This window comes from Serratia sp. GW822-FHT06D09 (assembly GCF_058799515.1).
In genome coordinates, this window is sequence record NZ_JBXALO010000003.1 from 577,790 (window position 1) to 602,991 (window position 25,202).

27 protein-coding genes and 1 riboswitch are annotated in these 25,202 nt (G+C 54.6%); of the genes, 14 read left to right on the top strand and 13 right to left on the bottom strand.

Annotated features, from left to right (window positions below; genetic code table 11):
- The first annotated feature begins 51 nt into the window (after nt 1–51).
- Nucleotides 52–324 carry a YebO family protein gene (locus AC1RKG_RS10430; protein WP_128864725.1) on the top strand — a complete coding sequence of 91 codons (273 nt, stop codon included), beginning with the start codon at nt 52–54 and terminating at the stop codon, nt 322–324.
- A 49-nt stretch (nt 325–373) separates the two neighbouring features.
- Here the strand turns inward: AC1RKG_RS10430 and fos are convergent, their stop codons facing one another.
- Nucleotides 374–781, bottom strand: coding sequence for a fosfomycin resistance glutathione transferase (gene fos / locus AC1RKG_RS10435; protein ID WP_122079637.1), 408 nt, complete (start codon nt 779–781; stop codon nt 374–376).
- 169 nt (nt 782–950) lie between these two features.
- Between fos and AC1RKG_RS10440 the strand changes: the two genes are divergently transcribed.
- The 3 genes from AC1RKG_RS10440 to AC1RKG_RS10450 all read left to right on the top strand — a co-directional run bounded on the left by AC1RKG_RS10440 (nt 951) and on the right by AC1RKG_RS10450 (nt 3,113).
- On the top strand, nt 951–1,265 hold the full coding sequence (locus AC1RKG_RS10440; RefSeq protein WP_020827309.1) for a phage protein NinX family protein: 315 nt from the start codon (nt 951–953) through the stop codon (nt 1,263–1,265).
- 67 nt (nt 1,266–1,332) lie between these two features.
- The gene (locus tag AC1RKG_RS10445; RefSeq protein ID WP_020827308.1) at nt 1,333–1,569 is read left to right on the top strand and encodes a DUF4060 family protein; all 237 of its coding nucleotides are present in this window, start codon (nt 1,333–1,335) and stop codon (nt 1,567–1,569) included.
- Nucleotides 1,570–1,745: 176 nt separating this feature from the next.
- Nucleotides 1,746–3,113: an amino acid permease gene (locus AC1RKG_RS10450; protein ID WP_048760154.1), complete on the top strand. Its 1,368-nt coding sequence runs from the start codon at nt 1,746–1,748 to the stop codon at nt 3,111–3,113.
- Between the two features lie 38 nt (nt 3,114–3,151).
- Here the strand turns inward: AC1RKG_RS10450 and AC1RKG_RS10455 are convergent, their stop codons facing one another.
- Complete coding sequence (locus AC1RKG_RS10455) at nt 3,152–3,442, bottom strand: hypothetical protein (RefSeq protein WP_020827306.1); 291 nt, start codon at nt 3,440–3,442, stop codon at nt 3,152–3,154.
- A 222-nt stretch (nt 3,443–3,664) separates the two neighbouring features.
- On the opposite strand from AC1RKG_RS10455, the gene AC1RKG_RS10460 reads away from it, so the two are divergent.
- From AC1RKG_RS10460 to cspE, 3 genes are all read left to right on the top strand, one after another.
- Complete coding sequence (locus AC1RKG_RS10460; RefSeq protein ID WP_122079636.1) at nt 3,665–4,663, top strand: MBL fold metallo-hydrolase; 999 nt, start codon at nt 3,665–3,667, stop codon at nt 4,661–4,663.
- An 879-nt stretch (nt 4,664–5,542) separates the two neighbouring features.
- The gene (locus AC1RKG_RS10465) at nt 5,543–5,659 is read left to right on the top strand and encodes a DUF2627 domain-containing protein (RefSeq protein ID WP_071593021.1); all 117 of its coding nucleotides are present in this window, start codon (nt 5,543–5,545) and stop codon (nt 5,657–5,659) included.
- A gap of 41 nt (nt 5,660–5,700) precedes the next feature.
- Nucleotides 5,701–5,910 (top strand): transcription antiterminator/RNA stability regulator CspE, encoded by a 210-nt coding sequence (cspE, locus tag AC1RKG_RS10470; protein WP_002221949.1) that lies wholly within the window; start codon nt 5,701–5,703, stop codon nt 5,908–5,910.
- 52 nt (nt 5,911–5,962) lie between these two features.
- On the opposite strand, the gene pgeF is transcribed toward cspE, so the two are convergent.
- On the bottom strand, nt 5,963–6,679 hold the full coding sequence (pgeF, locus tag AC1RKG_RS10475) for a peptidoglycan editing factor PgeF (protein WP_046373325.1): 717 nt from the start codon (nt 6,677–6,679) through the stop codon (nt 5,963–5,965).
- A 142-nt stretch (nt 6,680–6,821) separates the two neighbouring features.
- Here pgeF and rlmA point away from each other — a divergent pair, with 142 nt between their 5' ends.
- Complete coding sequence (gene rlmA, locus AC1RKG_RS10480; RefSeq protein ID WP_493182957.1) at nt 6,822–7,643, top strand: 23S rRNA (guanine(745)-N(1))-methyltransferase; 822 nt, start codon at nt 6,822–6,824, stop codon at nt 7,641–7,643.
- 100 nt (nt 7,644–7,743) lie between these two features.
- Here rlmA and mntP read toward each other — a convergent pair whose 3' ends face one another.
- From mntP to manX, 5 genes are all read right to left on the bottom strand, one after another.
- Nucleotides 7,744–8,313 (bottom strand): manganese efflux pump MntP, encoded by a 570-nt coding sequence (mntP, locus tag AC1RKG_RS10485; protein WP_041414651.1) that lies wholly within the window; start codon nt 8,311–8,313, stop codon nt 7,744–7,746.
- Between the two features lie 11 nt (nt 8,314–8,324).
- Nucleotides 8,325–8,508: riboswitch (yybP-ykoY riboswitch) on the bottom strand.
- 221 nt (nt 8,509–8,729) lie between these two features.
- A complete protein-coding gene (locus AC1RKG_RS10490) occupies nt 8,730–9,188 on the bottom strand; it encodes a DUF986 family protein (protein WP_020827301.1) in 459 nt (152 codons plus the stop codon).
- Nucleotides 9,189–9,242: 54 nt separating this feature from the next.
- Nucleotides 9,243–10,085 (bottom strand): PTS mannose transporter subunit IID, encoded by an 843-nt coding sequence (locus AC1RKG_RS10495; RefSeq protein WP_012145539.1) that lies wholly within the window; start codon nt 10,083–10,085, stop codon nt 9,243–9,245.
- A gap of 15 nt (nt 10,086–10,100) precedes the next feature.
- Nucleotides 10,101–10,901, bottom strand: a complete 801-nt coding sequence (locus AC1RKG_RS10500; protein WP_017893113.1) for a PTS mannose/fructose/sorbose transporter subunit IIC — start codon at nt 10,899–10,901, stop codon at nt 10,101–10,103.
- Between the two features lie 55 nt (nt 10,902–10,956).
- A complete protein-coding gene (manX, locus tag AC1RKG_RS10505) occupies nt 10,957–11,928 on the bottom strand; it encodes a PTS mannose transporter subunit IIAB (protein ID WP_046373327.1) in 972 nt (323 codons plus the stop codon).
- A gap of 575 nt (nt 11,929–12,503) precedes the next feature.
- On the opposite strand from manX, the gene AC1RKG_RS10510 reads away from it, so the two are divergent.
- The gene (locus tag AC1RKG_RS10510) at nt 12,504–14,048 is read left to right on the top strand and encodes a TerC family protein (protein ID WP_046373328.1); all 1,545 of its coding nucleotides are present in this window, start codon (nt 12,504–12,506) and stop codon (nt 14,046–14,048) included.
- Between the two features lie 17 nt (nt 14,049–14,065).
- On the opposite strand, the gene AC1RKG_RS10515 is transcribed toward AC1RKG_RS10510, so the two are convergent.
- From AC1RKG_RS10515 to pabB, 4 genes are all read right to left on the bottom strand, one after another.
- Nucleotides 14,066–15,682 (bottom strand): EAL domain-containing protein, encoded by a 1,617-nt coding sequence (locus AC1RKG_RS10515; protein WP_493182959.1) that lies wholly within the window; start codon nt 15,680–15,682, stop codon nt 14,066–14,068.
- A gap of 281 nt (nt 15,683–15,963) precedes the next feature.
- Nucleotides 15,964–17,328: an L-serine ammonia-lyase gene (gene sdaA, locus AC1RKG_RS10520; RefSeq protein WP_041414647.1), complete on the bottom strand. Its 1,365-nt coding sequence runs from the start codon at nt 17,326–17,328 to the stop codon at nt 15,964–15,966.
- A gap of 445 nt (nt 17,329–17,773) precedes the next feature.
- Nucleotides 17,774–18,352 (bottom strand): CoA pyrophosphatase, encoded by a 579-nt coding sequence (locus tag AC1RKG_RS10525; protein WP_046373330.1) that lies wholly within the window; start codon nt 18,350–18,352, stop codon nt 17,774–17,776.
- Nucleotides 18,349–19,722 carry an aminodeoxychorismate synthase component 1 gene (gene pabB, locus AC1RKG_RS10530; protein WP_493182961.1) on the bottom strand — a complete coding sequence of 458 codons (1,374 nt, stop codon included), beginning with the start codon at nt 19,720–19,722 and terminating at the stop codon, nt 18,349–18,351. Before pabB ends, AC1RKG_RS10525 begins: the two co-directional genes overlap by 4 nt.
- A 500-nt stretch (nt 19,723–20,222) precedes the next feature.
- On the opposite strand from pabB, the gene AC1RKG_RS10535 reads away from it, so the two are divergent.
- Both AC1RKG_RS10535 and AC1RKG_RS10540 read left to right on the top strand, forming a co-directional pair.
- Nucleotides 20,223–21,230, top strand: a complete 1,008-nt coding sequence (locus AC1RKG_RS10535; protein WP_046373332.1) for a glycosyltransferase — start codon at nt 20,223–20,225, stop codon at nt 21,228–21,230.
- 63 nt (nt 21,231–21,293) lie between these two features.
- Nucleotides 21,294–21,539 carry a YoaH family protein gene (locus AC1RKG_RS10540; protein WP_044551884.1) on the top strand — a complete coding sequence of 82 codons (246 nt, stop codon included), beginning with the start codon at nt 21,294–21,296 and terminating at the stop codon, nt 21,537–21,539.
- 33 nt (nt 21,540–21,572) lie between these two features.
- On the opposite strand, the gene purT is transcribed toward AC1RKG_RS10540, so the two are convergent.
- Nucleotides 21,573–22,751: a formate-dependent phosphoribosylglycinamide formyltransferase gene (purT, locus tag AC1RKG_RS10545; protein WP_174574350.1), complete on the bottom strand. Its 1,179-nt coding sequence runs from the start codon at nt 22,749–22,751 to the stop codon at nt 21,573–21,575.
- Between the two features lie 241 nt (nt 22,752–22,992).
- Here purT and dbpA point away from each other — a divergent pair, with 241 nt between their 5' ends.
- The 3 genes from dbpA to yqfB all read left to right on the top strand — a co-directional run bounded on the left by dbpA (nt 22,993) and on the right by yqfB (nt 25,135).
- Complete coding sequence (dbpA, locus tag AC1RKG_RS10550) at nt 22,993–24,375, top strand: ATP-dependent RNA helicase DbpA (protein WP_048760146.1); 1,383 nt, start codon at nt 22,993–22,995, stop codon at nt 24,373–24,375.
- 88 nt (nt 24,376–24,463) lie between these two features.
- Nucleotides 24,464–24,787: a YebG family protein gene (locus AC1RKG_RS10555; protein ID WP_115058644.1), complete on the top strand. Its 324-nt coding sequence runs from the start codon at nt 24,464–24,466 to the stop codon at nt 24,785–24,787.
- 39 nt (nt 24,788–24,826) lie between these two features.
- Complete coding sequence (gene yqfB, locus AC1RKG_RS10560; RefSeq protein WP_020827289.1) at nt 24,827–25,135, top strand: N(4)-acetylcytidine aminohydrolase; 309 nt, start codon at nt 24,827–24,829, stop codon at nt 25,133–25,135.
- The last annotated feature ends 67 nt before the right edge of the window (nt 25,136–25,202 follow it).

A 25,202-nucleotide genomic window follows, 5' to 3' on the forward strand; every position in this document is an offset into this window, starting at 1 on the left:
ACCCGGAGTGTTAAGATGTGCGCCTGTTTTTAGCAGTAGGTAGGGTTGTCCATGTACGATTTAGGTTTTGGTTCGAATAGCCTGCTTTCGCTGGGCCTCGCGGCGCTGGCGCTGTTGGTGGGATTATGGGTCTGGTTCCTGGTGAATCGTGCCAGTGTGCGTGCCAATGAACAGGTCCGTCTGCTGCAGGAAATTGCCGAGCAGCAGCGTCAGCAGACTGCATTATTGAAAAGCCTGGCGCAAAGCGCGCGTGGCGATAGCGTAATCGACGATGACGATCTCAGCCCGGCGCTGGATTTCAAAGGTTTTATCCCCGAGCGTTAATCAAACTTTCTGCCGGGTGGCCTGCCCCAGTTTACGCCACCCGCGTCGCTTAGAAAAACTCCATTCCCTGATAGGGCGCTGCGCGGCACGCCGCCAACCGACTGGCCAGGTCGCCGCCGTGAATTTCCAATTGGTGTCCGTCCGGGTCAAGAAAGTACAGCGATTCCCCCTCGCTACGGTTAGTTTTCCACTCATAAACCCCAGCCTGGCGCAGCCGCGATGCAACCTTGGCGAAATCTGCCGGCGCCACGCTGAACGCGTAATGGGTGTAATCCTTCGCTGAATTTACGGCTCGTGCGTCGTCCCATGACAAACACAGCCACAGCTCCCCCAGAGACAGGTAGGCGCCAGTTTGCCAGCGAGCATGAGGGACAAAACCCAACAGGTTGCTATAAAAATCGAAGCTGCGGTTGACGTCGCTGACTGCAAGCGTCAGATGGTTGAGGCCAGTTAACATGCCGGTATTCCTGCGCGACAAAACAGGGAAAAAGTGTAATCAGCGCCCAGGAAAAGATAAAGCCGAAAAAACATTAGTGGAGATAATGTGGAAAGCCCTCGCGTTGTCATAAATCTGTCGTATTGGCATCGTAATGTAGCGCCAACTCTACGAAAGATGGATAAAGCCGATGATTAAATGGTATGAAGAAAGCGACGCCGAGGTGAACCGCAGCATTGCGCTGATCACCGGAGAAAATCCGGACAAATGGTATCCCTACGGCGGTGTGAAAGGTAAAGACTATTGCAAGAATCCCTCCGATGCCTGGCCGATTATCTGCGCCAATAAAATCAGCCTGAATGCCGACAGCCAGGGCGACAACCCGCAGTGGCAGGCGCGTATGATCACCCAACGCGGCGAATGGCAGGCGGACAGCAGCAGCCCGCTGCGTGCGGCAATGATCTGCTTCCTGCTGAGCCAGCAAACCAACGAAATGGTCCGTTGAAACACCAGAATTACTGATGATTTTTCCCTTTTTATGACAACAGAACTGTCTCTGGCGGAGCCTGTTTATGAAGCGCATTATTAAAGGTGATAAAAACTTGTCTCATCTGGTGATTGCCCATGCGGCAATCGATCGTCATGCCGAAAGCTTTGGTCAGCGCCGACAGGGCTGGCCGTCAACCTACCTGATAAAATATCAAAACGATCGTGTGGCGGTAGAGGTGGTAACACGCCGCCAGTCCTACGTCGCCACGCTGATGATTGGTGCCCGCAACCTGACCAAACTTTGCGGTCTGTCCAGCTAAAAACCTGCCCTTACTGCCGTTAATCCCAGCATAAAATAGCGCCTTGGCCGACGTCGCCGGGGTGCTACTCCTTGATGCTCACGGGGTTAAGTGTTAAAAAGCCGCCCGCAGATACATTTATTGAATGGCGAAATCTTGTGCAACAGCGCCAGGTTCCCACGCCATATGAGGATAAGATGGGCGGTCAGCAGCAGGATACCCCGCTAAAACGCGGTTTAAAAAACAGACATATACAACTTATCGCCCTGGGCGGCGCTATTGGCACCGGCCTGTTTCTCGGCATTGCGCAGACCATTAAAATGGCCGGCCCATCGGTATTGCTGGGCTATGCCATCGGCGGGTTCATTGCCTTCCTGATCATGCGCCAACTGGGGGAAATGGTGGTCGAGGAGCCGGTTGCCGGGTCGTTCAGCCACTTCGCTTATAAATATTGGGGCGATTTCGCCGGTTTTCTTTCCGGCTGGAACTACTGGGCGATGTTCATTTTGGTCGGCATGGCCGAACTGACCGCCGTCGGTATTTATATTCAGTACTGGTGGCCGGACATCCCAACCTGGGTTTCCGCCGCGGTATTTTTTGTCCTGATTAATTTGATCAACCTGGTCAATGTCCGACTGTATGGCGAGACCGAGTTTTGGTTTGCCATCATCAAGGTGGTGGCGATCGTCGGTATGATCCTGTTTGGTGCCTGGCTGCTGGCCAGCGGCAACGGCGGTCCGCAAGCCAGCCTCAACAACCTGTGGGAGCAGGGGGGCTTTATGCCGCACGGCATCAGCGGGCTGGTGATGGCGATGGCGGTGATCATGTTCTCGTTCGGCGGCCTGGAGATGGTCGGCATCACTGCGGCCGAAGCCGCCGATCCGCGCCGCAGCATCCCAAAGGCCACCAATCAGGTGGTGTACCGCATCCTGATTTTTTATATCGGTTCGCTAACGGTCCTGCTGTCGCTTTATCCGTGGGACAAAGTGGTGGAAGGCGGTAGCCCGTTCGTGATGATTTTCCATGCGTTGGACAGCAGCCTGGTGGCGACCCTGCTTAACGTGGTGGTCCTGACGGCAGCGCTGTCGGTGTACAACAGCGGCGTCTATGCCAACAGCCGCATGCTGTTCGGCCTGGCTACGCAGGGCAATGCGCCCAAGGCGTTGACGCGGGTGAACAAGCGCGGCGTGCCGGTGCTGTCGATTGCGCTGTCGGCGCTGGTGACCTCTGTCGGTGTACTGATCAACTATGTGATGCCCGGCAAGGCGTTTGAATTGCTGATGGCGCTGGTGGTGTCCACGCTGGTGATCAACTGGGTGATGATTTGCCTGGCGCATTTACGCTTCCGCGCGGCGAAAAACCGTCAGGGCGTGATCCCGAGCTTCAAGGCGTTGTGGTACCCGTTCGGCAACTATTTGTGCCTGGTGTTCCTCAGCCTAATCCTGGTCATCATGTATTTCAGCGAGGGGATCCGTATCTCGGTGTTGCTGATGCCGGTGTGGATCTTGCTGTTGTGGGTAGGGTTCAAGCTGACGCGCCGCAAGGGCGCTAACGTTCGGCGTTAAGGTTTAACGGAGGCGCGTTTTGCGCCTCCCATTTTCATTTAGCCGCGTGGCATAAAGGCATTGCCCGGTGCTGAGCGGCCCAACCCCAACAGCTTCCTGCACAGCAGGAATACCGTGGTGATGACATCGATAGCGACCACGCTAAGCATCAATACGGCCAGCATGAAAAAACTCACCATCGCGCCAAACAACAGCACCAGGGGTGCCGGCACGCGTACGCGGCGCAGTTTCATCGCGACATACATTTTCCAATACTGCATCTGTGCCAGCATCGCGCTACGGATACGGCCCATGCGAACACGTGATTTGCGTGATGTAGAACGGCTCATAACTTCTCCTTTTCTGAATGTCCTATAAGTAAAACACAAGGATCTTAAGAGATGCTTAACAGGCTCTAGGCGGCCCTGGCATTCTCACAGGGATTGTGACACCACATTAGGCAAAAAGGTCCCCCCTGAGGTGAGCACAGTTCACAAAGCGCACCAATCGTCTATTTTGTTATGTTATCGAAACTGCCCGTGCAGGGTGTCCGCAGTGGTCGGGAGAGCAACTTGAAGATAACCAATCGTTACTATGATGCCGGCAAAGCGCACCATACGCCGCAAGGGTTTCGTAACCCGGAGCCTACTCTGCGCCGGGAAGGGGATTTGAAGCGCTGGCAGAATGAGCGCAAGCAGCAGGGCCTGCCCAAGCCGCCGCAAATGGGATACCAACAGTTTACCCAACGCTGGTGGCAGCAGGCCGACCTCAGCGGCAGTGACAACGGTATCTGGTGGTTGGGGCATGCCTCAATGCTGCTGCGTCTTGAAGGGCGTTACATTCTGATTGACCCGGTGTTGTCGCAGCGCGCATCGCCGTTGAGTTTTTATGGCCCAAAGCGCAAGACCCCAACGCCACTGACGGTGCAGCAGTTACCGACGGTGGACGTGGTATTGATCTCGCATAACCATTATGACCATCTCGATCGGCGCACCATCAGGCAGTTGGCGCGTCGTTTTCCGCACGCGACCTTTATCGTCCCGTTGGGGCTGAAAAGTTGGTTCCGGCGCTATCGCCTGCAACGGGTCGAGGAGCTGGACTGGTGGGATAGCCTGCAGTTGGGTGACCTGACGTTTCACAGTACGCCGGCGCGCCACTGGAGCATGCGCACCCTGTGGGACCGCAATCGCTCTTTATGGTGCGGTTGGGTGATTCATCATCCGGCACTTCGATTCTATTTTTCGGGCGACAGCGGCTATTCGGAGCGGCTGGCGGACATTGGCGCGCGTTTAGGGCCTTTCGACGTGGCGGCGTTGCCGATAGGCGCTTATGCACCACGTTGGTTCATGCAGGAACAACATATGGATCCGCAACAGTCGGTGACGCTGTATCAGCAATTAAATGCGCCGCAGGTCATTCCAATCCATTGGGGTGTTTTTGAATTAGCCGATGAGTCATTGGATGAGCCGCCGCAGCAATTAAAACTGGCGTTGAGTTCGGCCGGGATAGAGCAACACCGGTTCCGGCCAATTAAAATTGGTGAGCGCATTCTGCTTGAACCTAACTCTTAAGCGTTAATTCGTGGCAAGCGGGGCTGGCGTCGCCCCCGTAGCCGTCCGCAAGCCAGTCCCACCGCAGGTTGTAGCGATGTGGGCAGCTTGCCGGACGGCAATATCCACAACCTGGCCTAACCGGTTGACTTGAATAGGGTAGCGGCGCGACAAAAGATAAAATAAATACGTCAACTCGCAATTGCTCTTGATCGCATAAATACCCGCTCGGTTTTTAAGATTTAATTTCGCTATAGGTTCGCACTGACCTCAAGGTTATTGGCGTTATTTAACGGCGTAACGGAGGATGTATTTCTCTGTGGATGCACGACCACGGTGCGTAAATTCTGATTTTGCATGCTTATGCACCCAAAAGTGGCACGCTATTTGATTTTCATGGTAGGGCTTGGGTTGCATGAATTATGGTCAGTTGGCGAGCGTGGCAATAATTTACCCTGGTATTATTGTGCTGTTGCAGGCGGAGGGATTGCCGAAGAGTGGGCTATGCCAGCGTTAAGCCGTCCGGATGGCAACCCAATGGTCGGATCAGCCGGTCTCCAATACGCCCGTTCATCGATATTCAAATGTCGTATAAGAAATTCCATAAAGATTCAAATTTTTTAACGTTCTAAGCGTCTGGCTGGGGTTATATGTTGCAACATTCATGAGTCAATCGGATGAAAGAATTGTTAAAATTCAGTCAGGATGCGGAGTGTAGCGCGGTGTAAGTGTTAAGCAGAAAATAGCTAAGGCTTCAACATCTTTTAGCCTATTTAAGCTTATATTGCTCTCGACCGTTTCAAATATGTGCGACAGCTCCATCAGTGATTAAAAATGGCTTGCCATCGAATACAGAGTATGTGATAACGCATCTGGGTAAAACGAGGTACAGTTCTGTATATGTGTGGCATTTTCAGTAAAGAAGTTCTGAGTAAAAACGTTAGCGTTGAATACCGCTTCTCTGCCGATCCTTATCTTAGTGCCTCAAGCAGTAACGACTCTAGTTTGTCTATGTAACGCCTACGGGCGGTTTAAACAATCCAAAGGAAATACTCAAGATGGCAAAGATCAAAGGTCAAGTTAAGTGGTTCAACGAATCTAAAGGTTTCGGTTTCATCACTCCAGCTGACGGCAGCAAAGACGTGTTCGTACACTTCTCTGCAATCCAGGGTAACGGCTTCAAAACCCTGGCTGAAGGCCAGAACGTTGAGTTCGAAATCCAAGATGGCCAGAAAGGCCCATCTGCAGTAAACGTTACTGCAATCTAATCAGCGTCAGCTGTACAAAAAACCCGCCTTGGTGCGGGTTTTTTCGTTTCTGTTATTCGCCGGTGATAATAATGGCCGCGTACTGGTTGCGTCCGGTGATGCCCGGGTGGGTGGGATCCTGTTCGCGACGGTGACTGTTGCGCCGATAGCTGGTGTATTTAAAGCGCTGTGGCTGCAGCGGGTCGGTATTAGGCGTGCAGATGGTGCAGCTGCCAGCATGGTCCACGGCGGCGAACCCCAGCTCGCGAAGTTTGGATTCGGCGATTGCGGCCAGATCCAGGTGACGATAGTGGGGGCTGATTAAGCTGGCGGGCAGCGGCAACTGCTGTTTGAACCGTTCGACCAGCTCTTCGTTCACCTCATAACAGCATGGGCCGGCCGCAGGGCCGATGGACGCGACCCAGTTGGTGGTTGAGTCATCTTGTGCGATACGCGCCGCCAGTTGCTCCAGAACGCCATCCAGCAGCCCACGCCAGCCGGCATGCACGGCTGCAATGGCCGAGCCGTCATGGCGGCTGAAAATCACCGGCAGGCAGTCTGCCGTTAACACGCTGAGCAGAATGCCCGGCTGGGTGGTATAGAACCCATCGGCTTCACCGCACGCCTGTGCTGCCTGCGTTACGTCGACAATGCGCGTGCCGTGTACCTGTTTTTTTTCCGGCAAGGTGGCGCGATAGGGCTGCAGATGCCCAGGCAGCAACGCGCTCTTGTTGCCGAAACCGTGTCGAATAGCGGGAACGCGGTTGAGAAGCGGGGAATAGTCGGTCATAAACGTCTTTACCTGCGTCAGAAAACTTAGCGTCAGTGTAGTCAGTTTTTTTCCTGCTTGGCTAGCCCCCATGGGATGCGCCTTGCATCACACAGAAGCCTTCTTTAGACTAGCCGCGCCGTATCTCTCTGGAACCCAAGCCATGTCTTATCAGTGCCCTCTGTGCCATCAGCCGCTTCATTTTTCCGCACCGCAATGGCGTTGCGACGCTAACCATCAGTTTGACTGCGCCAAAGAGAGCTACGTCAACCTGCTGCCGGTACAGCACAAGCGTTCGAAGCAACCCGGCGACAGTACGGAAATGATGCAGGCGCGGCGCGCGTTCCTGGATGGCGGTTTTTATCGGCCTTTGCAGCAGCGGGTAGCCGAGCTGTTGGATGAGGCGCTGGCGCCCGACGCACAGGCGCTGCTGGATATCGGCTGCGGCGAGGGGTACTACACGGCGGAAGTAGCTGCCCGATTGACGCAACAACGCAATATGACCCTGTATGGGCTGGATGTCGCCAAGGTGGCGATCCGCTATGCGGCCAAGCGTTATCCCGCGGTGTCATTCTGCGTAGCGTCGAGCCATCGTCTGCCGTTCGCCGACGCTTCTTTAGACGCCATTCTGCGTATTTATGCGCCCTGCAAGGCGGAAGAACTGGCCCGGGTGGTGAAACCCGGTGGCGTCGTGGTGACGGTATCGCCTGGTCCACGCCATCTGTATCAGTTAAAAGAGCAGGTTTATCAGCAGGTGCAACTGCATGCTGAACAGAATGAGCAGTTCGCAGGCTTTGACTGTGAGCGGGTCGAATCGCTGGCCTACCCGATGACGCTGCCGGGCGAGCAGGCGGCCAATCTGCTGCAGATGACGCCTTTTGCCTGGCGGGCCTCTCCGGAGGTCCAGCAGCGCCTGAGCGCCAGTGAGACCTTCCTCTGCGAAACAGATTTCGTTATTGCGCTCTATCGCCGCCGGCATGCTTAATGCCGCCCGACAGAGTGCGGGCCAGCGATGACCTGACCGACTAAGGTGGGCAGAAACAAGAAAACCTGCCGTTGGCAGGTTTTCTTTGGGTGCTGTCGGTTCAGGCGAGGTAGCCCAAATGCTCCAGCAGAATATTGACGCCGATGGCGATCAGCACCACGCCGCCAAGGATCTCGGCACGTTTACCGAGTAATGGCCCAATAAAGCGGCCAATCATCATGCCCAGCGTCGCCATAATCATGGTGGCCATGCCGATAGCCATGGCGGTGTGCACAATGTTTACCTGCAGGAACGCCAGGCCAACGCCGATAGCCATCGCGTCCAGACTGGTGGCGATAGCCGTGGCCACCAGCAGCCAGAATCCGTGACGCTTCACTTTCTCTTCTTCTTCAGGGCGGTTTCTGACGCCTTCGACAATCATGCGCATACCGAGAATAAACAGCAGCGAGAAGGCGACCCAGTGATCCCACTCCATGATGTATTGACTGGCGAACAGGCCGATGCCCCAACCGATAATCGGCGTAATGGCTTCAACCACGCCGAAGATGAGTCCGGTGCGTAGCGCTTCACGAAAACGGGGCTGATGCAGGCTGGCACCTTTGCCGATCGATGCGGCAAACGCATCCATAGACATGCCAAAAGCGAGAATGAGAGTAGCTGACAAGTTCATGTAAAATAGCCTCGGCCGGGCGGCTCCATATACACGTAACCCACCCCCAACCATACGACGGAGTTACGTGTCTATGGTCTCGCCAACCTTACCTGGCTGCCCGCACCACGTTTTAATGATTAAAACGAGTATGTTGATACGGGCGTTTCTGGCGTTTAATTGTCCAGAAACCGGCTACTCCCCAATGACGGCGCAACCATACCATATTATTTCCGTTGGTAACAACCCTTATTCCCCATGGATATTTATTTGGAATTGATAATTATTTTCATTAATAAAATATGCAAGACGGAATATAATGTAGGCGAGTGCAATAATGTTGCATAAATAATAATCAGGTAGCCTTATGCGCTGGCGATTAATTATCCACATTCAGCGCATGGCGAGAACAGAGGTTCTGTTGAGGTTATTTTTAATCACTGATTTTCAACAAAAAAGTGATATATTTTTTCCAGATCGTCTAATTGCGTGACCTGGATCAGCAGTCTGCGCCGCTCCAGATCGATGACCAGAATGCCATCCTCGGATAAATTCATGGCCTTAATGCGGTTATATTCGATAAACGCATTGGCATAAAAGAAACCCTGCGCTTTAAACAACATCTTGGGCCAGCGAATATAGGATATGTAGACGGCGATCAGTGCTAAAGAAATAAGCAGATAGGTGGTTAATGCAGCACCCTGTGTCGTGACATTACGATAAATCAGAATGGCAATCAGACCGACAAAGATCAGACAATCAATCCGGTTACGTCGTTTTAGCTGTACCTTGAGCAGCGTTTTGCCCTTCAGCAGGTTCATCCCGAATTCGTCGTAAATCGCATACACCAGCATCAGCGCGGTGAAAATCAGTAATACGCCATCGGTCAGCGACATCTTCTAGCTCCACAAATAAAAAAACCGGGGGTTTCCCCCCGGCTGATAATCGTCTTACAGGCCCAGCAGGCCAACCCAGTAACCAAAGATACCGATGGCGAAGAAGCCGATGATGATCCACAGCGCATTCACTTTCCTGCGCAGCAGCCACATACAGCCAAAGGTCAGCAGTAACGGCACCAGGCCCGGCATCAACTGGTCGAGGATAGTCTGCACCGTGGTCACCGTGGTATGCCCGGTCTGGTCGGTGATTTTAGACACCACCAGCGGGATATTCACGTGCGTCCACTTGTTAACCAATGCCCCCATGACAAACAGGCCGAGAATCGACGCTCCTTCCGTCAGTTTTTGCAGGAAGCCGCCGCCCATGTCGTTAACGATATCCACCCCTTTGCGGTAGCCGTAGGCCACACCGTAATAGCGGGTCAACAGGCGCACCAGGTTGAACAGGACGAAGAATAAAATCGGACCCAGCAGGCTGCCGCTCATGGCGATACCGGCACCAAGCGCGGCGAATACCGGACGAACGGTCCCCCAGAAAATCGGGTCGCCTACGCCGGCCAGAGGCCCCATCAAGCCGACCTTGATGCCGTTGATTGCTGCATCGTCGATCGGCGCGCCGTTAGCGCGTTGCTCCTCCATTGCCATGGTCACGCCAAGCACCGGCGCCGCTACGTAAGGGTGGGTGTTGAAGAACTCCAGATGGCGTTTAATCGCTTGTTTGCGATCGTCGTTATTTTCCGGGTAAAGGCGACGGATCACCGGCACCATGGAGAAGCAAAAACCCAGCGCCTGCATACGTTCGAAGTTCCATGAACCCTGGAACAGGTTCGAACGCATAAACACACCGCGAATATCGGCTGGCGTGAGTTTCTTTTGAGCTGTTGTATCAACCATTTCTCTCACCTATTCCTAGTCCAGTTCGTTATCGAGGTCGTTGGCGTTAGCCGGGCCGGCTTGCACAACTTGTGACTTGTTGTATTTCGGGCTGAGCTGGATATACAGCACGGCCATCACCACGCCGATAACGCCGAGCGCGACCAGGTTAAAGTTGGTGAAGGCGGCGGTAACGAAGCCGAGGTAGAAGAATGGCATCAGATAACCGGCACGCATCATGTTGATCACCATGGCGTAACCGACCACCACGATCATCCCGCCGGCGATGTTCAGGCCGCTGGTGACGACTTCCGGGATCGAGTTAAGCAGCGCGTGAACGCCAGAGGTGCCGACCGAGATAGCGACGATAACCGCTGGGATAGCGATACGCATCGCCTGCAACAGCAGGGCGGAAATATGCAACCAGGTGATGGCGCGTAAACTGCCGCGTTCTGCCGCGCTGTCCGCTGCGTGCTGGAAGGCGACGGTCAGGGTACGCACGATGATGGTCAGAACTTGTCCGGCTGCCGCCAGCGGGATGGCCAGGGCGATACCGGCACCGACGCTTTGTCCGCCGGCAATAACCAAAATGGTGGAAATGATGGACGCCAATGCCGCATCTGGCGCAACCGCCGCACCGATGTTCATCCAGCCCAGGGCGATCATCTCCAGCGTACCGCCGATGATGATACCGGTTTTCATGTCACCGAGGATAAAACCGATCAGGGTACAGGCGACCAGCGGACGGTGAAATTGAAACTCGTCGAGAACGGAACCCATCCCGGCGATACAGGCAACGATAAATATCAGTACAATCTGAAGAGTGGTAATCTCCATTGCACTTCTCCTATGACCAAAGATCTCTGAGTAAAATAATTACTGGCTGTCGCCATTAATTGAGTTTGTTAATCAGGTCCATCATTTTTAACCGGCTGTCGGACGAGACTTTACGCACTTCCAATTCAATACCGCGCTCGTTTAATTTCTTAAACGCTTCGATATCTTTTTCGTCAACCGACACGGCATTGTTCACCTGCGTTTTGCCCTGGCGGAACGCCATGCCACCGATATTCACCGACTTGATATCCACACCGGCTTCCACCAGGCGCCAGACGTCGGTCGGATTGGTAAACAGCAACATCACGCGATCGCCAGCGTATTTCGGGTTGTTCCACACGCGAATGGCTTTCGCTACGTCAACCACGTGTGCGGTGACGCCCGGCGGGGCAACCTGGGTCAGCAAGGTTTTGCGGACGTGGTCGGCGGCAACTTCGTCGCTGACCACGATAATGCGGCTGACGTCGGTTTCCTTGGTCCAGCGGGTCGCTACCTGGCCGTGGATCAGGCGGTCATCGATACGGGCCAGGCCGATTTTCATATGGTCATTGGGCCCCAGCGGCGCTTGTGGGGCAGCGGGTTTGGCGGCGGGAGAACTCTGCGGTGCCGCGGGCTTAACACTCTCTTCTGCCGGTTTTTTCAGCGCTTTCACGCCCTCACGGCCGGTTTCCAACGCCAGGGCGACCAATTCGTCGAAGCTGGGGTTGTCGTCTCGTGCCATGAAGGTTTCCACCAGCATGGGAATGTTAACCCCGGTGACGACCTCATAATTTTCTTTATCGACGGCGATGCGGCTGGCCGCATTGAACGGGCTGCCGCCCCAGGTATCGACCAGGAAGAGGACGCCACCGCTGGTGTCGAGTCCGCTGATTTTCCCGTTGTATTTCTCGATTAACGTTTCGGCATTTTCTCCGGGGACGAAATCTATAAAAGCGACGTTGTCCTGTTCGCCCAATAGCATCTCCGTCGTTTTCAGCAATTGTTCCGCTGCGGTCCCGTGTGTGCCGATGATAATAGCTATTGCCACTCGCTACCTCCTCATTGAACTTCGTGCACGGATTGTGTCGGTCTTTAGTTCATTTGCTTCCTGGCAGTCACTTCCGCGGTTCAGATACATTATGGTAGAAATCTGGAAACCCGCTCTTAACATTTCTCGCGCAGTTTCAAATGCCTGTGCGCGTTGTTCCACGTTAGCGCCATTTATTTTAGTGAGTGAAAAAATAAATTTTGTGACGTTGCTCTGTTATTGAGCGCTCGGATAAGTCCTAACGCAGCGTTTGAGGAATTAAACAACAGAGCTGTTACAAGAGAATGCAGAAGGTAAAAAAGCTTCTTTGCCGGCTAAAAATTTCCTGCTAGAGTATTTCCTCTTTCATATTTAGGAGTGAAGGGCCTCAGCCCACCCTATGGACTGTCACCGAAGTTACTGTTTTTCAAGGTTCCACCCGCCACCTGCTGGCGTTGCAAACATCACACGGCCGCTCGGCCATTCCCCGGTACTACAATCCCGTTATCTTGCTGTTGTTGTCAGCGCTAATCCTGCGTCGGCATTCTCACGCCTGAGCACAGCTCGGCAATCCTGTCTTTTTTTCGGAGTCTGATATGGAATTTTTAATGGACCCCTCAATTTGGGCTGGGTTACTGACACTTGTCGTGTTGGAAATTGTACTGGGTATCGACAACCTGGTGTTTATCGCCATTTTGGCCGATAAGCTGCCGCCGAAGCAGCGTGATAAAGCGCGTATCCTCGGATTGTCGCTGGCGCTGTTTATGCGTCTGGGCCTGTTGTCGGTGATTTCCTGGATGGTTACGCTGACCACGCCACTGTTTAGCGTCGCGGACTTCAGCTTCTCCGGCCGCGATCTGATCCTGCTGTTCGGCGGTGTTTTCCTGTTGTTCAAGGCCACCATGGAATTGCACGAACGGCTGGAAGGGCAGACGCATCAGGATGGTGCCAACCGCGGTTACGCCAAGTTCTGGGCGGTGGTGGTGCAAATTGTGATCCTTGACGCAGTGTTCTCGCTCGACGCGGTGATTACCGCCGTGGGGATGGTGAACGACCTGCCGGTGATGATGACCGCCGTGGTTATCGCTATGGTGGTGATGTTGGTGGCCTCCAAACCGCTGACTAACTTCGTGAATGCGCACCCGACTATTGTGGTGCTGTGTCTGAGCTTCCTGTTGATGATCGGCTTGAGCCTGATCGCCGAAGGCTTTGGCATGCATATTCCGAAAGGCTATCTGTACGCTGCGATTGGCTTCTCCATCCTGATTGAGCTGTTTAACCAAATCGCGCGCCGTAACTTTATCAAGCACCAGGCCCATCGCCCGATGCGTGAACGCACCGCCGAGGCGATTATGCGTCTGATGGGGCAACAGCGTGCGCAGCAGACGGATGAAGCGGCACCGTTGCCGGTGAATGAAACCTTCGCGGAAGAAGAGCGCTATATGATCAGCGGCGTGTTGACGCTGGCCTCGCGTTCACTGCGTAGCGTGATGACGCCGCGTACCGAAATTTCATGGGTGGATTGCGATCGTTCCCGTGAAGAGGTGCGCGAACAGCTGTTGGATACTCCACACAGCCTGTTCCCGGTTTGTCGTGACTCGTTGGATGAAATTATCGGCGTGGTGCGTGCCAAGGATCTGCTGGTGGCGGTAGAACGGGGCGAAGACATCGCCGAGTTTGCCGCGCGCACACCGCCGATCGTGGTGCCGGAAACCATGGACGTGATTAATCTGTTGGCAGTGCTGCGTCGCGCCAAGGGGCGACTGGTGGTGGTCACCAATGAGTTCGGCGTCGTGCAGGGGCTGGTGACGCCTTTGGACGTGCTGGAAGCCATTGCCGGTGAGTTCCCCGATGAGGATGAGACGCCGGATATCGTGGTGGAAGCCGACAGCTGGCTGGTAAAAGGCGGTGCCGATATGCACTCGCTGGAGCAGGCGCTAAACTGCGAAGATCTGGTCAGCCCGACGGCAGATTACGCCACCTTGGCTGGGTTCCTGCTGGCCCATTACGGCCAAATGCCGGTGGTGGGGGACGTGGTGGAGCTTAACCGGCTGCGCTTCGAAGTCATTGAGGTGTCAGAGTACCGCATTGAGCTGGTGCGCATCACCAAAGTGGAGCCTCACGACGAGGAACATCAGTAACACGCAAGCCGGAGGCATCATGCCTCCGGTTTTTTTTCCAGCCCTGCCTTTTGCTCTTCCCGATGATTCCCCGTCCGTAACCGCGATTCGTACTGCTGTAGCCACAGCGGGAAAACATGGATTGGCATTGGCTTGGCAAAATAGAAGCCTTGCAGGGCATTCACGTCGTGCGAGCGCAAGTATTCAACCTGTTCGGCGGTTTCTACCCCTTCAGCCACCAGTTTCAATTTCAGGCGCTGTGCCAACGTAATAATGGTATCGGTGACCGTGGCGTTAATGGCATCGGTACCGATGGCGGCGGTAAAACCGCGATCGATCTTCAACACGTCCGGGCTGAGTTTTTTCAGGTAGCTGAGCGAGCTGTGCCCGGTGCCAAAGTCATCGATCGCCAGCATAATGCCCATCTCCTTCAGCGTTTTGATTTGCTCATACTGAATTTCTGACAGCGCGGTGCGTTCGGTCAGCTCCAGCATCAGCGACGGCATCGGTTCGGCAGGCAGCCACAGACGGCGAATGTCATCGATGATGGTCACCGCGTTGAAATGCTCCGCGGCGACGTTGATGCTGATATAAAACGACGGACGCGGCGGGAATAACTGCAGATTTTCCACTACGGTGCTTATCAGGTAGCGGGTCAGGGGAATGATTAACCCATGCTGTTCCGCCAACGGGATGAACACGTCGGGGGAGATCCAGCCCTGGCGTTTGTTTTTCCAGCGCAGCAGGGTTTCAACCCCAACGCAGCGACCGGTTTCAGCGTTGATGATCGGCTGACAATAAACGCGGAATTCGCGATGAGAAATGGCATGTCCTATATGGTACGAAAGGCTCATGCGATTCGCGGTGAGCAGGTACACCACGTAGGCTGCCAGCAGGCTGATCAACAACGACAGGGGAACATGGCGCGGCAGCGCCGCCAGCGCCAGCATGCCGGCCTGAGGACCGAACAGCGAGACAGAGAACGGGTATTGCGTAGATTTCGCGGTATAGCGCAAATCGGTTATCAGGCTATCGCTGCGCAGGATCTCGCGGCGACCGTATTCCAAACTGTAATCTCCGACGTTCAGCACCACCCGCTGCGCATAGGGTTCCTGAGGCTCGAGCAGAAAGTTTGCCAGCAGTTCAATATTGAAGACGTGTAAGACGCCGTTACGGCGATCATTATCCGCCTCTGGCGTCCACATGATCAGGGTGGGGACGCCTTTGGCGACCGACAGCGAAGGGCGCAGCGCCAGCTTCGCGCCATCGTTTGCTATTGCGGGCAAAATAGCGCTGAAAACATACTTGCGGGAACCAAACAGGCTGGAACAGTAAATAACACCATCCTTGACCAGCAGCATTGCCCGAAGCGCCTGGTTTTGCGCGGCGCGAAAGCGCAGTGTGGGCATGACGGTTTCACAAGTGGAGGTCAGCAGGGGCATGGAGCGTTTGGCCTGTTGCTCAGCCGGCAGCAGCAGGTTGTTGATCTTGGTAACGGTGCGGTGGGCAAGCACCTGTCGATTGTGTTCGATGGTGCCGATTTCCTGATAATAACGGGTGTAAAGCGACAACAGCAGAATAGCCAACCCGACCGCCCCGGCTAGCAGCCAACGGTAATAGCGGTATTTGGTCACGGTAAGTTGGGTCATCAACATCGCTAAATCCTTGTTCGGTAAGCCAGCCCAGAATCACCGTCAGGCCAAACAGTCCAAAATGATACTCGGCTAATTCTAGCCTGTCGTTATACAAGAGTGATGGTAACCCAGTAAATTATTTAAATTTGGCGAAACAGAGGGGGAAATTGTGGGTTAACCGCAGGATCGATGTGACGTTGCCGACATATTTTACTGTGACACTGTCACTTAATTGGCGTTAGCGATTTGATTATCAACAAATTCTGGCAAGAAAAACCCCGCCAAAAAGGCGGGGTTTGGGGTTAATCGCACTGCACTTTTATTGCCAGACCGCCACGCGAGGTTTCTCGGTATTTAGCGTTCATGTCTTTACCGGTTTCATACATGGTCTCGATCACCTTATCCAGTGACACGCGAGGCTCACTGGTACGGCGCAGCGCCATGCGCGCCGAGTTGATCGCCTTCACCGAAGCAATGGCATTACGCTCGATGCAAGGCACCTGAACCTGACCGGCAACCGGGTCACAGGTCAACCCCAGGTTGTGCTCCATGCCGATTTCCGCCGCGATGCAAACCTGTTCCGGGCTGCCGCCCAGCAGTTCGGCCAAACCGGCCGCTGCCATGGAACAGGCCACGCCTACTTCGCCCTGGCAGCCCACTTCGGCGCCAGAGATAGACGCGTTCATTTTGTACAGAGCACCGACTGCGCCCGCCGCCATAAAGTAACGGATGTAAATATCCGGGCTGACGGATTCGATAAAGTGGTCATAGTAAGCCAGCACGGCCGGTACGATGCCGCAGGCGCCGTTGGTCGGGGCGGTGACCACGCGGCCACCGGCGGCGTTCTCTTCGTTGACCGCCAGCGCGAACATATTGACCCAGTCAATGACGTTCATCGGATCGCTGGACAATTTGTCGGAAGAAACCAGCAGGCGACGTAATGCGGAAGCACGACGCGGTACGCGCAGCGGACCAGGCAGCACGCCTTCGGTGTTCAGGCCACGGTCGATACAGGCGCGCATGGTCTGCCAGATATTGCCGAAGTAGGTTTCGATCTCCTGCTTGCTGTGCAGCGCCAGTTCGTTCTGCATCACCATGCCGGACAGCGACAGCCCGGTTTCACGACAATGCTCCAGCATTTCACGCGCAAAATTGAACGGGTAAGGAACGCTCAATTCGTGTGCGTCGGTTTTGCCGAAATTCTCTTCATCGACGATAAAACCACCGCCGATAGAATAGTAAGTCTTGCTGTAAACTTGTTTATCCCCGGCGAAGGCGTGGATTTGCATGCCGTTCTCATGCAGCGGCAGGTTATCGCTGCGGAACACCATGCCGCCGTCACGCGGGAAATCTACCTCATGCAGGCCGCTGGCCAGCATCAGTCTTTGACGTTGTTCTACATCGCGAATAAAACCCGGGATGCTATCGATATCAACGGTATCCGGCATGTTGCCTGCCAGGCCGAGGATGATAGCGATATCGGTATGGTGACCTTTACCGGTCAATGAGAGTGAGCCGTAAACGTCTACGGCAACACGCGTGATAGAAGGCATCAGGCCTTTATTTACCAGATCGTCGACAAACTGTTTGCCGGCTTTCATCGGTCCAACCGTATGAGAGCTGGACGGGCCGATGCCGATCTTAAACATGTCGAAAACGCTAATCACGCTAAAACTCCTTAGAGGCATATTGTTATGGCTGCATCGGTTAAAAACCGTGCAGGGAACAGCGATATTGTAAAAGGGCCGTACGGGTTCGGTTGCCTTTTTCGCATGAAATAAAATAATCCTTGGTGTCAGTCCTGTTTATGATTGCCGCAGGCGCTCGGCCAGTCGAAGAACAGCCGCCACCTAAACTCGGTTAATGGCAATCGCGCCAGCTTCCACTGCTGAACGCGGCCGGCTTAAACCCTGCTGAAATAGTGGTTTATTCCGGACGGCGGTATTTTACAGGTATTTCGTAAGGTTGAAGAGAGGGTTTACAGTTTTTTTAAAACTCTGATAGCCAGAACGGTAGTTGAAAAAGCAAACAAATGAAGTGATGCCGATCGCTTTACCCGTGCCGCTGGTGCAGGTAACCGTTTGGCTTGTGATCGGCGTCACGGAATTGGGGCTAAATGCTGACCTGTTGCGCCAGGCGGCGAATGATTGCCGCGGTCAATCCCCAGACAAATTGACTCTGATACCAGGAGAGATAAATACGGTGCGAATGACCGGCGCGCTGAATATCCAGCGGGTAATAGCGTGAGAGGGTCAGCGCTTCGTGCAAAGGCATTTCGAAAACGTCGGCCACTTCATCTTCATTGGCGCTAAATTGCACGTCGGGTGAGATCAGGCCGACAACCGGAGTGACCTGGAAACCGGTGCTGCTGTCGAGCGGGGCCAGTTGGCCAAGGATAGTCACCGCCTGGGGCGGGATTGCCACTTCCTCCTGGGCTTCACGCAGGGCGGTAATAATCGCTGAGCCGTCTTCGGCATCGGTTTTACCGCCGGGAAATGCCACCTGGCCCGGATGTTTTCGTAGTGAGTCGGCACGGCGGGTGAGCAGCAGCGTGGGCTCGGGCCGGCAGATAATGGGTATCAGCACCGCCGCAGGGCGAACGTTATGCGAAATCTGTGACGCCTGCGGCAATTGCAGCTGGAAGCGGCTGATAAACGCCGCCAGCGAAGTCGGATAAGTCGGTTGGCTCACGAAGCGATAAACTCCCCCAGTTGCGGTAGGATGCGGCCGACTTTATCGAAAGTTTCCTGATATTCCGCCTGTTCCTGGCTGTCGGCTACGATGCCGCCACCGGCCGAACAGTAAATGCGGCCACTTTCGGTGAACAAAGTGCGGATGGTGATGTTGGTGTCCATGGTGCCACAGGCGCTGATATAGCCGATACTGCCGCAGTAGGCGTTACGCCGCTGTGGCTCCAGCTCTTCGATAATTTCCATCGCCCGTACCTTGGGCGCACCGGTAATAGATCCGCCCGGGAAGCAGGCGCGCAACAGCTCAGTTGCTGGCGTGCGTTCGGGCAGGAGGGCGGTAATGGTGCTGACCAGATGATGTACCGCCGGGAAAGGCTCCACCACGAACAGTTCGGGAACTTTGACGCTGCCCGGTTCGGCGACGCGGCCGATATCGTTGCGCAGCAGATCGACAATCATCAGGTTTTCCGCGCGATCTTTGGCGGAATTCGCCAACCGTTGCGCCTGCTGCGCATCTTGCTCGGCATCGGCCAGCCGCGGCAGCGTGCCCTTGATAGGGCGGGTTTGGATCTGCTGGTTCTCCAGCCACAAAAAACGCTCGGGCGAAACGCTCAGTACGGCGTTGTCCGGCAGACGTAAAAAGGCAGAGAAGGGGGCTCGATTGCTGGCGCTCAGTTGCTGAAAGGCTTGCCATTCATCGCCCTGATAATCTGCGGAAAAGCGTTGAGCCAGATTGATTTGGTAGCAATCGCCGCTGCGCAAATACTGCTGGATACGTTGGAATTTTTCACCATATTGCTGCCGTGTCATGTTGGCTTGCCAGCGGCTGGTCAAGGTGAAGTCTTGCTGAGGTTCAGATTGCTGGCTGCATAACCACTGCCAGCGTTGTTCAGTATCGCCATAGCTGAGCAGCGTTAGCGTCTTCTTATGGTGATCGGCAATCAGCGCCCAGTCGTAAATGCCAACCGCCATGTCCGGCAAGGTGATATCCGCCTGTGCCATTTGCGGCAGTTTTTCCACTCTGCGGCCCAGATCGTAACCGAATAGCCCCAGAGCGCCGCCCTGGAATGGCAAGTCGGTATTTGCTGCCGGATGTTGGTTTTGTTGTTCCAACTGCTGTTGCAGCAACTGGAAGGGATCTTCCTTCGATTGCCGTACCTCCGAGCCGTGACAGAGCTCTGTGATTTGCCCTCGGGTAGTCAGAGTGACCTTGGGGGCCGCGACCAAAATATCGAAACGATTATGCGAATGTTCGGCAAAGCCGGAGTGTAGCAACATGGCCCAGGGGTGTTGAGCAAGGGGAGCAAACAGCTCCAGCAGGGTGGTGGGGGTGTAGGGCAAAGATTTTAGATTGGGTGCGGTTGCGCTCATGGGCCTCAATAAACCTGACTGACGGGGCGGCTGTTTATGATGGCTATTCTGCCATATTCAGCCGATAGGCGCATGTCCTGGCATGTGTGGACAAAGCACACTTCACATAAACAATGAATCAACAAATTTGCAAATGAAGCATTTTTTGCGACTTCAACTATAATCCAATATGTTAAAAACTGCGTTATCAATTAATGACTCGGATATATCTTATCCATTGGAATCGGGTTTTATAAATTAAATCCTAGTAATTAGTTTTATTGCGTTATTACTTTTGATTGAGATCACAAAAATATCAGGCGAACTTATGACATTGCCTGATAATACCGGTTCCCGGACGATAAATACCCAAAAAGAGCACGTTTCGTATAAAACTATAAACAGTAACAAGACGCATTTATACCCATTTTATCGCCGGGCACTGCGTTCTAATTTAATTGCACCCTGATATTTTTAAAAAATAGAGATATTCATTCGTTACTTTTTGCGAAGAGCTGCCTATGCCCCTAATGCTGAGTGTCATCGTCCCGTTACATAACGTGGGTGAACTGTTTGAGCCGTTTTTGGCCTCGCTGTTAGCCCAACAGGAGCGGCGCCTGGAGGTGATCATCGTCAACGACGGATCCACTGACGGCTCTGGTGATATCGCCCACCGCTATGCCCAACGGCATCCTCATATTACCGTGATTGACCAGCTCAATGCGGGCGTATCCTGTGCGCGCAATGCCGGGTTGGCTGTAGCACGCGGAAAATATGTGGCATTTCCCGACGCGGATGATTTACTGGCGCCGGAAATGTATGCAACCCTGATTGAAATGGCTGAAGAAAATCAATTGGATGTCATGCAGTGCAACGGTGAACGTTATTTCACCGACCAAGATGAACTGCAACCGATTATTCCGCAAAACCGCTTGGGCGACACCGGCGTTATTAGCGGAGTGAAATGGTTGGAACGCGCGCTCAAATCGAGAAAATTTATTCATGTGGTCTGGCTGGCGGTATATCGCCTTGATTTTATTAAACAGCATCGGTTGTATTTCGAACCGGGTTTGCACCACCAGGATATTCCCTGGACCACCGAGGTGATGTTTAATGCGCAGCGGGTGAAATATCTCAGTAAAACGTTGTATCGCCAGCGAGTGCACGATAAATCGATCAGCAACCGTCGCCGGACAGGCCAGGCCAACGTTGAATATCAACGCCATTATATGAAAATAGTGGAGATGCTGGTGGCGTTGAACCAGCGCTATGCGCGGAAAATCAGTATCCGTCCTGCTTTTCACTGGCAGATCACCCGTGAAGCCTTGGGAATTTGTCACAGCATTCGTCGTGAACCTGAACTGGCTGCCCAGTGCCGGATCACCGATGAGTTCTACCAGCGCGGTATCGATCGCGCGATGTCCACCAACGCGCGCGGCCTTAAGCAGGGCTGGCACGTCATGCTCTGGTTGCATCGCCTGAAACAGTGGCGACACGGCGATCATTGCTCACAACCGGCCGCTGAATAACAGGCGTTGGGATCCGCCGGTTTAACGGGTATACTCGCCCTCCATTTTACCGGAGAGAAACACATGCTTGCAGGTATGCCGTCGTTAAGCCATCTAGAGCAGCAGGAAGCTGCGGATCGTATCCATCAGTTGATGGAACAAGGCATGAGCAGTGGTGAAGCCATCGCGCGCGTCGCGCAGGAAATCCGTGAAAAACATCAGGGTGACCAGGTTAGCGTGATGTTCGATGACGAAGATGACGATGAAGAGTATCAGGAACGCCCGGAAGACCAGGGTGATGATGACTCGGAAGAAGACGAAAACTATTGATGTTGCAGGGGCCGGCAAGCCGGCCCCAAAGCCTTAACCTTCAATGACCACCGCAGCAGCAGCCTGCTTGGCCGACTCTACCGCCAACTCGATATTTTCAGCTGTCGCCAACGCGACGCCCATCCGACGTTGACCTTGAATTTCCGGCTTGCCGAACAAACGCAGCTGATTGTGGCCGGTCAGCGCACGATCCAGCCCGCTGAAACGCAGGTCGCTACTGGTAAGCTGTGGCAGGATCACCGCCGAGGCAGAAGGGCCGAACTGACGGATTGCGCCAATCGGCAGACCGAGGAAAGCACGCACGTGCAGTGCAAATTCAGACAGGTCTTGTGAAATCAGGGTCACCATGCCGGTATCGTGTGGGCGCGGTGAAACCTCGCTGAAAATCACTTCGTCGCCACAGACAAACAGCTCGACGCCGAACAGGCCAAATCCACCCAGTGCCTTCACCACGTTTTCCGCAATGGCCTGCGCGCGGCTGAGCGCCAATTCGCTCATCTGCTGCGGCTGCCAGGACTCACGGTAATCCCCGTCTTCCTGACGGTGTCCGATCGGTGCGCAGAAATGTACGCCATCGACGGCGCTGATGGTCAGCAGAGTGATTTCAAAATCGAACTTCACCAGGCCTTCGACAATCACTCGTCCCCCGCCGGCACGGCCACCCTGTTGGGCGTAATCCCAGGCGGTTTTCAGCTGTTCCGGGCTGCGGATCAGGCTTTGGCCCTTGCCGGAAGAGCTCATGACAGGTTTGATGATGCATGGGTAGCCGATTTGGTCGACGGCCTGACGGAAGGCTTCTTCACCGTCGGCAAAACGGTAGCTGGAGGTCGGCAGGCCGAGCGTTTCTGCCGCCAGGCGACGGATGCCTTCGCGGTTCATGGTCAGGCGCGTCGCTTCTGCGCACGGCACCACACGGTGCCCTTGCTGCTCCAGTTCAACCAGCATGCCGGTGGCGATAGCTTCGATCTCCGGCACGATGTAATCAGGACGTTCCTGTTCAATCACGGCTTTCAGCGCGTTGCCGTCCAGCATGTTAATAACGTGGCTGCGATGGGCGACGTGCATGGCCGGGGCATTGGCGTAACGATCTACGGCAATCACTTCCAGCCCCAAACGCTGGCATTCGATGGCAACTTCTTTTCCCAGCTCGCCGGAGCCGAGCAGCATAACGCGGGTGGCGGAGGGGCGCAGGGCGGTTCCAATAGTTAACATAGTCTCGTACCTGGATCTGTGGAGAGTAATGCGGTCTGATTGTGGGCGAGCAGTATATACGAAAACGTTTGCGTGTGCAGCCGGTGGCAAACGCGTTATCGGTTTCTGGGGTAAAACCCCGGCTGGCGGCTTTTTTTATGCGTGAAATCCGTAATCCTGACTATCTCTGTTATCATCTGCGGTTGATTCGGTGCTGCCGTGGGCGCGCCGCCATTCCATTTGCCATATAAGAGTTATCGCCGTGAGCACAGTTTCTTTTTCTTCCCTGCCGCTGCCAGCCGAACAGTTGGCCAACCTCAACGAACTGGGGTATGCCGAAATGACGCCGGTGCAGGCTGCCGCATTGCCCGCCATCCTGAAAGGGCAGGACGTACGTGCCAAAGCAAAAACCGGCAGCGGTAAAACGGCGGCGTTCGGCATTGGCCTGCTGGACAAAATCAACGTTTCCCAAGTGGCCGCTCAGGCACTGATCCTGTGCCCGACGCGTGAGCTGGCGGACCAGGTGAGCAAAGAATTGCGTCGTCTGGCGCGCTTCACTCAGAACATCAAAATTCTGACCCTGTGCGGGGGCCAACCGATGGGGCCGCAGCTCGATTCGCTGGTGCACGCGCCGCATATCGTGGTGGGCACGCCGGGGCGTATTCAGGAACACCTGCGCAAGAAAACGCTGGTGCTGGATGAACTGAAGGTGCTGGTGCTGGACGAAGCCGACCGCATGCTGGACATGGGCTTTGCCGACGATATCGACGATGTGATCAGCTACACGCCGCCGCAACGTCAGACGCTGCTGTTCTCTGCAACCTATCCGAGCGGGATCGAACGCATCAGCGCTCGCGTGCAGCGCGAGCCGCTGAATGTGGAAGTGGACGACGGTGAAGAGCAAACCACCATCGAACAACGTTTCTACGAAACGACCCGCGATCAACGCCCGGCGGTATTGGTGTCGGCGATTCGTCATTACCAACCTTCTTCTTGCGTGGTGTTCTGTAACACCAAACGCGATTGTCAGAGCGTGTACGAAGCGCTGGAAGCGCGAGGCATTAATGTCCTGGCGCTGCATGGCGATCTGGAACAGCGCGATCGCGATCAGGTGCTGGTGCGTTTTGCCAACCGCAGCTGCCGGGTGCTGGTAGCAACTGACGTTGCTGCGCGCGGTCTGGATATTAAAGAGCTGGAGTTGGTGGTCAACTACGAGCTGGCGTTCGATCCGGAAGTGCACGTGCACCGCATCGGCCGTACCGGTCGTGCCGGTTTGAGCGGCCTGGCGATCAGCCTGTGTACGCCACAGGAAATGACGCGCGCGCATGCGATTGAAGAGTATCTGCAGATCAGAGTTAACTGGGCCCCGGTGTCCGAGTTAAGCGGTGCGGGAAACACCACGCTGGAAGCCGAAATGGTCACCCTGTGCATCGACGGCGGGCGTAAAGCCAAGATCCGTCCTGGCGATATTCTCGGCGCACTGACCGGCGAGGCCGGGTTGACGGCGGCGGAAGTGGGTAAAATCGACATGTTCCCGGTGCATGCCTACGTGGCGATCCGCAAGGCCAGCGCGCGTAAGGCGCTGCAGCAGCTGCAGCAAGGCAAAATCAAGGGTAAGAACTGCAAGGTGCGGTTGTTGAAATAAGTCGCGTCAGGGGTGCGCTTGCATCCCTGCGTATAATCACCTTATACTGGTTATAAATACAGTATTCTAACCTTTGAGGAATGCACACATGGCGGTTGAAGTTAAATATGTGGTGGTGAGAAACGGTGAGGAAAAGATGACTTTCGCGACCAAGAAAGAAGCCGACGCTTACGACAAAATGCTGGATCTGGCCGACAGCCTGGGTGAGTGGCTGCAGCAGGCTCCGCTTGAGCTGGATGACGAACAGCGAGAAGGCCTGAGCTTCTTCCTGGCGGAAAACAAAGATGCGCTGGGGCAGATTTTGCGCGGCGCGACGCCGACTGAAACACCGAAGAAAGCTGCCAAAGTGAAAACGGAAAAACCTGCTGCTACCCCAAAAGAGGGATCTGCGTCAGAAAAGCAGGCAGCATAATGACTTATGTTGCGGTAATGTGATGAAAAAGGATCTAGAATGAGCCGTGAAATAACTTTCTTCACTCGTTTTGAGCAAGACATTTTGGCTGGGCGCAAGACCATTACCATTCGGGACGCCAGTGAGTCTCACTTTCAACCCGGTGAGGTTTTACGCGTTAGCCGCAATGAAGACGGTGTTTTCTTCTGCATGATTGAAGTGCTGTCGGTTACGCCGGTGCGTTTGGATGCGTTAACCGAGCAGCACGCTCAGCAAGAAAACATGTCGCTCAGCGAACTGAAGCAGGTGATCAAGGAAATCTATCCGGGGCTCGATGAGCTGTTCGTCATCACCTTCGCCAAACGCTGATCTTTTGCCAGACCAGTTGTGAGCCAAGGGCTGGCGCCCGCGGGTAGCGTAAATCACAACTGGAGGG

What these genes read in the sequence shown, in the direction of transcription:
- AC1RKG_RS10515 (WP_493182959.1), bottom strand. Translation starts at nt 15,682, where the DNA reads ATGTTGATGACCCAACTTACCGTGACCAAATACCGCTATTACCGTTGG.
- pgeF (WP_046373325.1), bottom strand. Translation starts at nt 6,679, where the DNA reads ATGACCGACTATTCCCCGCTTCTCAACCGCGTTCCCGCTATTCGACAC.
- fos (WP_122079637.1), bottom strand. Translation starts at nt 781, where the DNA reads ATGTTAACTGGCCTCAACCATCTGACGCTTGCAGTCAGCGACGTCAAC.
- AC1RKG_RS10535 (WP_046373332.1), top strand. Translation starts at nt 20,223, where the DNA reads ATGCCCCTAATGCTGAGTGTCATCGTCCCGTTACATAACGTGGGTGAA.
- AC1RKG_RS10440 (WP_020827309.1), top strand. Translation starts at nt 951, where the DNA reads ATGATTAAATGGTATGAAGAAAGCGACGCCGAGGTGAACCGCAGCATT.
- AC1RKG_RS10430 (WP_128864725.1), top strand. Translation starts at nt 52, where the DNA reads ATGTACGATTTAGGTTTTGGTTCGAATAGCCTGCTTTCGCTGGGCCTC.
- AC1RKG_RS10445 (WP_020827308.1), top strand. Translation starts at nt 1,333, where the DNA reads ATGAAGCGCATTATTAAAGGTGATAAAAACTTGTCTCATCTGGTGATT.
- AC1RKG_RS10455 (WP_020827306.1), bottom strand. Translation starts at nt 3,442, where the DNA reads ATGAGCCGTTCTACATCACGCAAATCACGTGTTCGCATGGGCCGTATC.
- AC1RKG_RS10555 (WP_115058644.1), top strand. Translation starts at nt 24,464, where the DNA reads ATGGCGGTTGAAGTTAAATATGTGGTGGTGAGAAACGGTGAGGAAAAG.
- AC1RKG_RS10495 (WP_012145539.1), bottom strand. Translation starts at nt 10,085, where the DNA reads ATGGTTGATACAACAGCTCAAAAGAAACTCACGCCAGCCGATATTCGC.
- rlmA (WP_493182957.1), top strand. Translation starts at nt 6,822, where the DNA reads ATGTCTTATCAGTGCCCTCTGTGCCATCAGCCGCTTCATTTTTCCGCA.
- AC1RKG_RS10465 (WP_071593021.1), top strand. Translation starts at nt 5,543, where the DNA reads ATGTGTGGCATTTTCAGTAAAGAAGTTCTGAGTAAAAACGTTAGCGTT.
- mntP (WP_041414651.1), bottom strand. Translation starts at nt 8,313, where the DNA reads ATGAACTTGTCAGCTACTCTCATTCTCGCTTTTGGCATGTCTATGGAT.
- pabB (WP_493182961.1), bottom strand. Translation starts at nt 19,722, where the DNA reads ATGAGCGCAACCGCACCCAATCTAAAATCTTTGCCCTACACCCCCACC.
- AC1RKG_RS10450 (WP_048760154.1), top strand. Translation starts at nt 1,746, where the DNA reads ATGGGCGGTCAGCAGCAGGATACCCCGCTAAAACGCGGTTTAAAAAAC.
- purT (WP_174574350.1), bottom strand. Translation starts at nt 22,751, where the DNA reads ATGTTAACTATTGGAACCGCCCTGCGCCCCTCCGCCACCCGCGTTATG.
- AC1RKG_RS10540 (WP_044551884.1), top strand. Translation starts at nt 21,294, where the DNA reads ATGCTTGCAGGTATGCCGTCGTTAAGCCATCTAGAGCAGCAGGAAGCT.
- yqfB (WP_020827289.1), top strand. Translation starts at nt 24,827, where the DNA reads ATGAGCCGTGAAATAACTTTCTTCACTCGTTTTGAGCAAGACATTTTG.
- AC1RKG_RS10500 (WP_017893113.1), bottom strand. Translation starts at nt 10,901, where the DNA reads ATGGAGATTACCACTCTTCAGATTGTACTGATATTTATCGTTGCCTGT.
- AC1RKG_RS10490 (WP_020827301.1), bottom strand. Translation starts at nt 9,188, where the DNA reads ATGTCGCTGACCGATGGCGTATTACTGATTTTCACCGCGCTGATGCTG.
- cspE (WP_002221949.1), top strand. Translation starts at nt 5,701, where the DNA reads ATGGCAAAGATCAAAGGTCAAGTTAAGTGGTTCAACGAATCTAAAGGT.
- AC1RKG_RS10510 (WP_046373328.1), top strand. Translation starts at nt 12,504, where the DNA reads ATGGAATTTTTAATGGACCCCTCAATTTGGGCTGGGTTACTGACACTT.